12 protein-coding genes are annotated in these 9,271 nt (G+C 33.4%); 3 read left to right on the top strand and 9 right to left on the bottom strand.

Annotated features, from left to right (window positions below; all coding sequences use genetic code 11):
* Positions 1-206: 206 nt before the first annotated feature.
* The 3 genes from BOW55_RS13930 to BOW55_RS13920 form a co-directional block, all read right to left on the bottom strand.
* A complete protein-coding gene (locus BOW55_RS13930; protein ID WP_129024609.1) occupies positions 207-554 on the bottom strand; it encodes a hypothetical protein in 348 nt (115 codons plus the stop codon).
* A gap of 45 nt (positions 555-599) precedes the next feature.
* Complete coding sequence (gene coaD, locus BOW55_RS13925) at positions 600-1,058, bottom strand: pantetheine-phosphate adenylyltransferase (RefSeq protein ID WP_089052301.1); 459 nt, start codon at positions 1,056-1,058, stop codon at positions 600-602.
* Between the two features lie 150 nt (positions 1,059-1,208).
* The gene (locus BOW55_RS13920) at positions 1,209-2,180 is read right to left on the bottom strand and encodes a D-alanine--D-alanine ligase (protein WP_089058125.1); all 972 of its coding nucleotides are present in this window, start codon (positions 2,178-2,180) and stop codon (positions 1,209-1,211) included.
* Positions 2,181-2,599: 419 nt separating this feature from the next.
* Here BOW55_RS13920 and BOW55_RS13915 point away from each other — a divergent pair, with 419 nt between their 5' ends.
* Together BOW55_RS13915 and BOW55_RS13910 are read left to right on the top strand one after the other, a co-directional pair.
* The gene (locus BOW55_RS13915) at positions 2,600-3,223 is read left to right on the top strand and encodes a PASTA domain-containing protein (RefSeq protein ID WP_089052298.1); all 624 of its coding nucleotides are present in this window, start codon (positions 2,600-2,602) and stop codon (positions 3,221-3,223) included.
* Positions 3,213-4,256 (top strand): RluA family pseudouridine synthase, encoded by a 1,044-nt coding sequence (locus BOW55_RS13910; protein ID WP_129024608.1) that lies wholly within the window; start codon positions 3,213-3,215, stop codon positions 4,254-4,256. The genes BOW55_RS13915 and BOW55_RS13910 overlap by 11 nt, the downstream gene beginning before the upstream one ends.
* A gap of 92 nt (positions 4,257-4,348) precedes the next feature.
* Here the strand turns inward: BOW55_RS13910 and BOW55_RS13905 are convergent, their stop codons facing one another.
* The 5 genes from BOW55_RS13905 to BOW55_RS13885 all read right to left on the bottom strand — a co-directional run bounded on the left by BOW55_RS13905 (position 4,349) and on the right by BOW55_RS13885 (position 7,700).
* The gene (locus BOW55_RS13905; RefSeq protein WP_129024607.1) at positions 4,349-4,960 is read right to left on the bottom strand and encodes a hypothetical protein; all 612 of its coding nucleotides are present in this window, start codon (positions 4,958-4,960) and stop codon (positions 4,349-4,351) included.
* 8 nt (positions 4,961-4,968) lie between these two features.
* Positions 4,969-6,210 carry an ATP-binding cassette domain-containing protein gene (locus BOW55_RS13900; protein WP_129024606.1) on the bottom strand — a complete coding sequence of 414 codons (1,242 nt, stop codon included), beginning with the start codon at positions 6,208-6,210 and terminating at the stop codon, positions 4,969-4,971.
* A 40-nt stretch (positions 6,211-6,250) separates the two neighbouring features.
* A complete protein-coding gene (locus tag BOW55_RS13895) occupies positions 6,251-7,105 on the bottom strand; it encodes a sulfurtransferase (protein ID WP_129024605.1) in 855 nt (284 codons plus the stop codon).
* The gene (locus BOW55_RS13890; RefSeq protein WP_241686567.1) at positions 7,095-7,247 is read right to left on the bottom strand and encodes a hypothetical protein; all 153 of its coding nucleotides are present in this window, start codon (positions 7,245-7,247) and stop codon (positions 7,095-7,097) included. Before BOW55_RS13890 ends, BOW55_RS13895 begins: the two co-directional genes overlap by 11 nt.
* Positions 7,248-7,310: 63 nt before the next feature.
* Positions 7,311-7,700, bottom strand: a complete 390-nt coding sequence (locus BOW55_RS13885) for a DUF1398 domain-containing protein (protein WP_089052292.1) — start codon at positions 7,698-7,700, stop codon at positions 7,311-7,313.
* Positions 7,701-8,059: 359 nt separating this feature from the next.
* Here BOW55_RS13885 and BOW55_RS13880 point away from each other — a divergent pair, with 359 nt between their 5' ends.
* Complete coding sequence (locus BOW55_RS13880; RefSeq protein WP_129024604.1) at positions 8,060-8,752, top strand: hypothetical protein; 693 nt, start codon at positions 8,060-8,062, stop codon at positions 8,750-8,752.
* 81 nt (positions 8,753-8,833) lie between these two features.
* Here the strand turns inward: BOW55_RS13880 and BOW55_RS13875 are convergent, their stop codons facing one another.
* Positions 8,834-9,271, bottom strand: coding sequence for a thioesterase family protein (locus tag BOW55_RS13875; RefSeq protein ID WP_129024603.1), 438 nt, complete (start codon positions 9,269-9,271; stop codon positions 8,834-8,836).

The following is a 9,271-nucleotide window of genomic DNA, read 5'->3' as shown; positions in this document are numbered from 1 at the left end:
ATTTAAAAAATAATTTGTTTTGTTGTTTTTAGAAAGAACCAGAACACCATTTTTCTTTTTTATCTCATCATAATCAATTGGAATTATTTCCTTTCCTAAATAATTGAATACACCTTTTTTGTTGTCTTTTTTTACAATAAATTCTTGGTTATAGGACTGAGAGAATTCGATATTGTCAAATTCGACAGGAAGTATCTCTCCTTTGGCTATACTAAATACTCCTTTTTTTGATTTTTGGTAACTGCCCAGAATTCATTGTAAATTCTTTCTGTTTTATTAAAATTAATAGGAATCAATATCTTGCCATAATTAGAAACAACACCCCAAAGTCCTTTTTTCTTAATAAAAATTAAATCTGATTTTTTCTTCTGATAAAGACTGTCTATATCTGAAATTACTATTTTTCCATCTTCGTCTGTTAATTGAAATGTTTCCCCTTTTTTACTTATTAAAACTTGGCTTTGTGATGTGGTTAATGAGATTTCTGAATTAACTTGAGAATAAGAACTATTTATAAATAAAATTGTAAATAAAACCGAAATGTATAATTTCATTGTTTAAATTTAATTTGATGATGACTTAGATATTGGGAGCTAAAATTATTTTTTAACTCTAACCGCTTCTGGAACGAGCATTTCATATTCGCCGCCATTACGCAGTACATCACGAACAATGCTTGAACTTATATATGATGTGCTTGCAGCAGTTAATAAAAAGACAGTTTCAATTTTAGACAGTTTTCTATTGGTGTGTGCAATGGCTTTTTCGAATTCGAAATCGGCAGGGTTACGCAAACCTCTTAATATGAAATCAGCTTTTTGTTTTTTGGCGAGATCTATTGTCAGACCTTCATAAGTGATAACCGAGACTTTTGGTTCGTCTTTGAAAGTTTCTTCGATAAAACGTTTTCTTTCTTCTAATGAAAACATGTATTTTTTTTCGGCATTTACACCAATTGCAATTACGATTTCATCAAATAAAGAAATTCCTCTTTTGATAATATCTTCGTGACCTAAGGTAATTGGGTCAAATGATCCTGGGAATAGGGCTTTTCGCATCTTTTTTAAGGTTCTAAGGTTCTGAGATTCTGAGTTTTTAGGTTAAAAGGTTCTTTGGAAGACTTCGACTTTACTCAGTGTGGTAATATTGTGTTTAAAAAATAAAGTGCTAAGATCTTAGAACCTTAGCACCTTAGTATCTTAGCGTCTTTAAGAAAGAGCCAGTTCAATTGCATTTGTAAACAAATCTTCTAGAGAAATTCCGGCTGCTCTTGCTTGCTGCGGAATCAAACTTTCGGTTGTTAAACCTGGAATTGTATTCATTTCGAGCATATACGGTTCGTTGTCTACAATGATAAATTCACTTCTTGAGAATCCTTTCATTTTTAGCACTTCGTAAGCGCGTTTGGCTACATCACTTACTTTTTGTGTTAGCTCATCAGAGATTCTGGCAGGTGTGATTTCTTGTGATTTTCCTTCGTATTTGGCTTCATAATCGAAGAAATCATTATCAGATACGATTTCGGTAATTGGCAATACTTTAATTTCGCCTTTGTAATTGATTACTCCAACAGAAACTTCCGTTCCGTCAAGGAAACTTTCAATGATGATTTCGTTGTCTTCTTTGTAAGCAACTTCAATCGCGATTGGAAGTTCAGCTTCTGTTTTTACTTTTGAAATTCCAAAACTAGATCCAGCTTTGTTTGGTTTAACAAAACATGGCAAGCCTACTTTTTTAACGATTTCCTCGGTATTGATAACATCACCTTTGTTTAAGTAATATGAAATTGCTGTTTTGATTCCGTACGGTTTTAAAACAGATAACAAATCTCTTTTATTGAATGTTAAAGCTGATTGATAGTAATCGCAAGAAGATTGCGGAATTCCTAATAATTCAAAATAAGCCTGCATTAATCCATCTTCACCTGGAGTTCCGTGAATGGCATTGAAAACACAGTCGAAAGTAATTTTCTGATCGTTTATAGTTACAGAAAAGTCGTTTTTATCGATCGCATATTCAGCGTCCTTTTCGTCTACATATACCCATTTTTCTTTAAAAATATGGATACGGAATCCGTTGTATTTTGTTTTGTCAAGATATTGATAAACAACGTTTCCGCTGATAAGCGAGATTTTATATTCGCTTGAATATCCGCCCATGATGATGGCTATGTTTTTCATTTTATGATGTTTATTTGTTTAATCGTTTAACTGTTTATTTGTTTAACTGTTTGGCTGCCACGAATTTCTCAAATTTTCACGAATTGTTTTTTTATTCGTTTTGTTTGTCAGGCTGAGCGGAGTTGAAGCACCGTTTGCTGAATCACTTTGCGGAAGTTTCGACTCCGCTCTGCCTGACAATATTGTGGCTGCATTATTAAACTTTTGAAACCAAGTGCCCTAGCCCTGATGGGAGCGGTATCTCTCGATTTAGAAAAACAAGGCTTTTAACCGTAGTTTTTGTTTATCGGGAATACAGCGGACAGCAGGAAACAGCTCCTTATACTAATCATGCATTAAAAGCTATTTCGTTTAAAACAAAATTATCATTTTTTTTGAAACGAAATAGCTTTATCTTTGCCTCTAATAAAAATAAATTTATGAGTTTACGTAAGTATTTAACAAGCCGAGTATTTTTTATTCAAGTATTAAGTGCGGCTGCTATTATTGCCGTTTTAGGTTATTTGTTTATGCATTGGCTGACTTTTACCACGGATCATGGTCATGAAATCGCGGTTCCAAATTTAGCTAAACTGACAGAGGAGCAGGTAGAGCAAAAACTGGATGAACTGGATTTAGATTATGTGCTTTTGGATAGTGTTGATTATCGTAGTGAATTTCCAAAATATAGTGTTGTTGAGCAAGATCCATTGCCGGGAACAAAAGTAAAAGTGGGAAGAAAAATATATATTAAAATTAATTCATCAGGATTCTCATCTGTTAGAATTCCTGATTTAATTGAAAAAACGTATCGTGAAGCGGTTCCAACGTTAAAAGCTTTAGGGCTTGAACCGGGAACAATTACTTATATACCGAATCTTGGAAAAGATATGGTTTTGGAGATGCGTTATAAAGGAAGAAATTTAAAAGTAGGAGATCGTGTGTTGAAGGCTTCAAAAATCGACTTGGTTTTAGGAGACGGAAAAGCAACTTATGAAGATGAAGGTCAGGCTGCAGACAGTACGGCTGCACCAACTACTGAAACCCCACAAGATGAACAATAATATTGAAAATTTAGATCTAGAAGACGAATTATTCGAGCATTTTAGATTTGAAGTCCCTAAAGGTCAAGCGCTTTTGCGTATTGACAAATATTTAATGAATTTGATTCAGAATGCAACGCGAAATAAAATTCAAAATGCTGCAACTGAAGGAAACATTTTTGTAAATGATATTCCAGTAAAATCAAATTATAAGGTTAAACCTTTTGATGTTGTAACGGTTATGTTATCGCATCCGCCGTTTGAAAATCATATTCTGTCAGAAGATATTCCGTTGAATATTGTGTATGAAGATGATGCTCTGTTATTGATTAATAAAGAGCCGGGAATGGTTGTGCATCCTGGTCACGGTAATTATACGGGAACGCTGGTAAATGCTTTGGCACATCATTTTGATAATCTGCCAATGAACAGCAGCGAGCGTCCGGGGTTGGTGCATAGAATTGATAAGGATACATCAGGACTTTTGGTTGTGGCTAAAACAGAGGCAGCAATGACTCACTTGGCAAAACAATTTGAAGCTAAAACTTCTGAACGTGAATATATTGCTCTTGTTTGGGGAAATGTTACGGAAGAAGAGGGAACAATTGAAGGAAACTTAGCAAGACATTTAAAAGATCGTATGCAAATGGCGGTTTTTGCTGATCCAGAAATTGGAAAACCTGCCATTACACATTATAAAGTTTTGGAACGTTTTGGATATGTTACTTTGATTTCTTGTAAATTAGAAACTGGAAGAACACATCAAATTCGTGCACATATGAAACACATTGGACATCCGTTGTTTAATGATGAACGTTATGGCGGACATTTGATTTTAAAGGGAACTACTTTTACAAAGTACAAACAGTTTATAGAGAATTGTTTTAAAGCGTTGCCGCGTCAGGCTTTGCACGCAAAAACACTTGGTTTCGTACATCCAAATACAGGCGAAATGATGCGTTTTGATACGGAATTACCTCAGGATTTTCAGGATTGTATTGAAAAATGGCGTAATTATGTTAAGTCGCACAATACGGAAGACGAAGAGAATTAGATTAGATAATTTGTCAATTAGAAAATTAGACAATTTGTTATAGTAAAAAAAGCTCCTGATGGAGCTTTTTTTGTTTTAACTGTAAGTTTTTCTTATAGTGTTTTGATACTTAAATCGGTTATTTTGACTTCTCCGTTGGTTATGAAACCTAGTTTTCCTTGTTGGCTGAGATTGCTTTTTTCTATGAAACATTCTAAATAGGTTTGATTGTCTACAGAAAAGAGCAACTGATTGTTTGTGACTCTGATTTTTATCGAATACCATTTGTTGTTCTCTAATTTCATTGGTTTGGTAAATAGGCTTTTTCCGCCTCGTTTGCCATATTCATCATTGTCTTTGTAGTATACTCCCTTTCCAATAACTATATTTTGATCAATTTGATACAAGTATGTTCTGATGTAGTTTTCTTTATCAGAGTTTAACATGATTTCAAATAAAGATTCTTTGGTCATGTTTGCTTTAAAATCAATTTCGTAGTTTTTTGGAAGACGTCTTTTTGATCGTATAACGCCCCAATGCATCGGGCCTCCAGTTCCTATCAAAGTATCTTTTTTTAGAAACCATTCTTTTGAATCGATATTCCAATCTAGTTTTAGTTTTGAAACTTCGGCGAGCTTATATTCTTTTCTAACTGTAGAAATTGAATTGGAGCAGGAGGTAAGCAGAAGTATTGTAAGTACAGCTGCATAATAGTTAAATCTCATTATTTTGTTTAATTTAATTCTGAATGGTATTTTATTTTACCAATAGAACCTGTTGGCGCTGGCAAAAGCTCAAATACAGAAGTAGGAGCAAGTCCAGATTCAATTCGATGAGAAACATATAATACAGTAACATTAGTTTCTTGTTTGATGGTGTTGATTAGCTGAATTACTAAATCTACATTTTCGTCGTCTAAGCCTTCTACAGGTTCGTCTAAAATTAATAACGGTGGATGTTTTAAAACGGCGCGAACAATTAATGCCACTCGCTGCTGTCCGATCGAAAGATCTATAAAACGTTTTTTTCTTAAATGTGTCATTTCGATAACTTCAAGCCATTGTGAAACAATTTGTTTTTGGTGTGTCGTTGGTTCAATGTAAAGTCCGATAGAATCAAAGAATCCAGAAAGAATCATTTCTTCAAGTGTATGGCTTTTTTGAAACAAATCGGTCATCGAAGTTGCAAAGATTCCAATTTGCTTTTTGATGTCCCAAACGCTTTCGCCGCTTCCTTTTTTTCTTCCAAATAAAAACAAATCCTGACCAAATCCTTTTGGGTTGTCGCCTGTGATTAAAGATAGAATAGTACTTTTTCCTGATCCATTTGAACCAATTAACTGCCAGAATTCACCTTGTTTTATTGTCCACGAAATAGTATCGAGAATTTTTCTTTCATCGTAACTTACAGAAATATTTTCGAGTTTAATTAATACACTTTCGTGAAAAGAATGCGATTCAATCGCTTTAGGAATTGAGGCTGTATTTAGGGTTTTAAAATGATTTTCGGTTTTTGAAATTGGATGAAGTTCAAAGGTGTTGTCATTAATCTGCGCTTTATTCATAACAAAATCAAGAACATCAACGGTACGATTCAGGAGTTGAATAATAGCAATTTCATTCGTTAAGCTTTTTAAAGATTCTGCTAAAACTACACGAGAAGCTTGATCTAAATGATCAAAAGGATTATCAAAAATGATAAAATCTGGTTTTTGATTGATACAGTATTTTAAAAATTCTTTTTTACGTTCTCCCGATGAAAATGTACGAAGCTGTCTATGCGATTCTGGTGATGCTTCGACACTATCATATTGATATTCTTTTTCAATAAATTTTTCAATTGCAATGTCTGAGAACAAAATCCCTTTTTGATTGTTAAAAACGGCTAATTCTCCTTTTGCTTCACTCGAAAGCAAACTGTCTATAAAAGCTTTTTTATTTACTTGATTTGATAAAAGTATATCCCAATGCTGCATTTCTGTATTTTAAAAAATTGTTGATTGTGTTGTATTCTATTTATTCTGTTTTTTTTACTGCCATTTCACGATCATTTCTGGACCATTCGCTCCATGATCCTACATAAAGTTTCGGAATTTCTATTCCGGCATAATCCATTGCTAATAATGTATGACAAGCCGTAACACCTGATCCGCAATGTACAATTATATTTTCGGATGGTTTTTCTTTTAAAATTGCCGCATATTTATCCGCTAAAGCATCTGACGATTTAAAGAGCCCTTTTTCGTCTAGGTTTTCGCTAAACGGAACATTTATGGCACCCGGAATGTGTCCAGCAATTAAATCCAAAGGTTCAGTAAGTCCGTCAAAACGATTTTTATCTCTTACATCAATTACGATATTTTCGCTGTTGTTTCTGGCTTTTTCTACTTCTTCAATATTAGCTGTCTTTAGTTTCCATTCAGAAATGGGATAATTTTCTACTGCTTCAAAAGATCCGATTTCAGAACTCACAGGGAAACCTGTTTTTATGGCTTCTTGCAAACCTCCGTTTAAAACTTGAACTTGTTCGTGACCAATTGCTTTTAGCATCCACCAAAATCTAGAAGCGGCGTTTGAACCGTTTTTATCATCATAAATGACAATATGCGATGTTGGTGAAATTCCTAATTTAGAAAGAACTTCAGAAAATTTAGAGAAAGAAGGCAATGGATGTCTGCCGCCGTTTGCAGGAGTTTCGACTGTTGCTAAATCTTTGTTTAAATCAACATAACGCGCACCTTGTAAATGTTCAGTTTTGAAATTTTCTTCGGCATTAATTCCTGCTCTGGCGTCAATCAATATGATTTCAGATAAATTGCTCAGGTTTAATAATTCTTCAGCATTTATAATTGGAGAAAGTTTAGCTGCCATTTTGGATAAATTTAGTAGCTTCATGTATAAAGCTAATGTGTGCTTGATCATTTTTTGCCGTATAAAAAGCAATAACCTTAAATTTAGGTTTTTCTTTTTTTTGCTGTGAAAATCCTGTAAAGCAAACCCAAAAAAGCATCATAAGGATACTTTTTTTAGTTGTAAAATATTTTGTGTTATTGAAAACAAGCATTTCTAAGGCAGCTTAACTTGGAATTTTCTCAATTAGAATTTCGTTTTCTGCGCTATCAAAATAAGTGCAGGTCATTTCTATAATATCAACTCTCCATTTTGCTATTCCGCATTGACCAGAATGATTGCAAAAAGTAATATAATCTGTTTCGCCATGTTGATGTTTGACTAAAAATTCAATAAAAAGCTCTTTATTAACCGTTGGAGCAATTGCAATTGGACTGTATTTTTCATCAGAAGTAACAGTATAATTGTTTACTCCGTAATATTCTACATGACCATCGTGTACAAATGTATCGTAGCCTTTTACGCCCAGAATAATTAGGTCTTGTATATAATTAGGAAAGTCGGCACCGCTTTGTACTTTGGCGTGAGCCTCTTTGATTTGTTCTATAGTAAACATATGTTTCGTTTTTAATTAATTACTTTTTCAAAAATACGATTATTGATTTTATTAATGAATCATATTTAAGGAATGTATTCTTGATAAGATTGAAGAATTGTAAAGTATAAAATTACTGTTATGCATTTTGAAATACAAAAAACAGTGTCATAAAGTTATCAGAAAATAGGTATTCTAAGCTGTTTTATTGTTTTTGAAGCCATTTATCGATTATTTATTGTGTTTTTATCGATTAAATGATATTGATTATGAAAATAATGTATTTAAACGAGTAATGTGGTACTTGGAGGGACTTCTTTTATTAACAGGAAAATTGTCTTTAAATTAGTATAAGAATGTTGTCAGCTAAAATTGGTATTATGAAAAAAACAATACTTATACTCTTGCTTTCCGTCTCTTCATTTGCTCAGGAAATCAACACATTTGATTTTGCTGTTATAAACTCTACTTTAATATCCGCTAATATTGATCTTGATAAAGGAAGGAGCGTTGTTGCGGCAAATAAAGATCAATATTCGGCCTATTTTCAGTATGCTCTTGCGATGTGTCAGGAAGATATTATTTTTGGTGCCGGGATTGATAAATCTGAGATTGACAGGACTTATATTGGTTATATTGGTAAAATATGCGATAAGTTTAGAGCAACAATCGGCATAGGTTATGTTGATTCACGAAGCGGTTATCAAGGAACATTTACAGGATTTAGTATTTCGTATCATTTTGGAGAAAATACTTATGTGGGAGGGAACTTAGAAAATGTACATTCTGTAAGTATGGATTATGAAACGGATGAAAGTTTTGATTATTATCAAAAAATGGTTCCGAAGGTTTTTGCCAGTTACGAGTTTGTTCCAAATTTTATAGTTTTCGGGCAATTAAGCAGCAGGGTTAATGATATTGCACTGAAATATCAGGTTAACCGATTTTCAGCAGGCGGATTTTACTCGGGACATGGTGTTGAAGGAATTTTTGGAACTGTAAATATTGGCCGATTTGCGATTTCTTGCAGTACTACTTTTGATAGGGTAAATTTTGGATTGAAGTTTGAATAGGTTTGATTTAAAAGGAAATAAAAAATCCGAAAAGCGATCGCTTTTCGGATTTTAGTGTTTTATAGACAATTGGATTTAATTTTATAATCCAATAAAATCATCGCTTTTAGGAAAAATACTCAATGCCTGAATTGCAATTTCTGGTGTTGGAGAAGCTAGTTTTCTTAGTTTAGTATCCATCCACGCGCCATCCACAGTAATAACGGCGCAAAGTGTATCGTCTTCACGTCTAAATTCGTGGATGATAGACCAGCGTGAAGCATCGGCTTTCATTTTTGACGTTTTGGTATGAATAAATATTTTGTCTGAGAGTTTTAATTCTTTTCTAAAAACACATTCTTCTCTAAACAAAACAGGACCAAAACCTTGTGTTTGCATTACTCTTAAAGTTAAACCTAATTCTTCAAGAATTTCGATACGATGCTGTGCGCCAAAATCGTAATAAGCACTATGACGAACGTGAAAGTTTGGGTCTAGATCTGACCAGCGAAAAGATATTTCTTTTGTAAATGATGCCAT

Origin of the sequence: Flavobacterium sp. YO12, from assembly GCF_004119495.1 — a bacterium.
In the GTDB taxonomy this organism is placed as follows: domain Bacteria; phylum Bacteroidota; class Bacteroidia; order Flavobacteriales; family Flavobacteriaceae; genus Flavobacterium.
This window is presented reverse-complemented; position numbering and strand designations above follow the sequence as displayed.

Coding starts and splice junctions, on each gene's coding strand:
- BOW55_RS13915 (WP_089052298.1), top strand. CDS start 2,600: ATGAGTTTACGTAAGTATTTAACAAGCCGAGTATTTTTTATTCAAGTA.
- BOW55_RS13880 (WP_129024604.1), top strand. CDS start 8,060: ATGAAAAAAACAATACTTATACTCTTGCTTTCCGTCTCTTCATTTGCT.
- BOW55_RS13875 (WP_129024603.1), bottom strand. CDS start 9,271: ATGGCATCATTTACAAAAGAAATATCTTTTCGCTGGTCAGATCTAGAC.
- coaD (WP_089052301.1), bottom strand. CDS start 1,058: ATGCGAAAAGCCCTATTCCCAGGATCATTTGACCCAATTACCTTAGGT.
- BOW55_RS13905 (WP_129024607.1), bottom strand. CDS start 4,960: ATGAGATTTAACTATTATGCAGCTGTACTTACAATACTTCTGCTTACC.
- BOW55_RS13885 (WP_089052292.1), bottom strand. CDS start 7,700: ATGTTTACTATAGAACAAATCAAAGAGGCTCACGCCAAAGTACAAAGC.
- BOW55_RS13910 (WP_129024608.1), top strand. CDS start 3,213: ATGAACAATAATATTGAAAATTTAGATCTAGAAGACGAATTATTCGAG.
- BOW55_RS13890 (WP_241686567.1), bottom strand. CDS start 7,247: ATGATGCTTTTTTGGGTTTGCTTTACAGGATTTTCACAGCAAAAAAAA.
- BOW55_RS13930 (WP_129024609.1), bottom strand. CDS start 554: ATGAAATTATACATTTCGGTTTTATTTACAATTTTATTTATAAATAGT.
- BOW55_RS13895 (WP_129024605.1), bottom strand. CDS start 7,105: ATGGCAGCTAAACTTTCTCCAATTATAAATGCTGAAGAATTATTAAAC.
- BOW55_RS13900 (WP_129024606.1), bottom strand. CDS start 6,210: ATGCAGCATTGGGATATACTTTTATCAAATCAAGTAAATAAAAAAGCT.
- BOW55_RS13920 (WP_089058125.1), bottom strand. CDS start 2,180: ATGAAAAACATAGCCATCATCATGGGCGGATATTCAAGCGAATATAAA.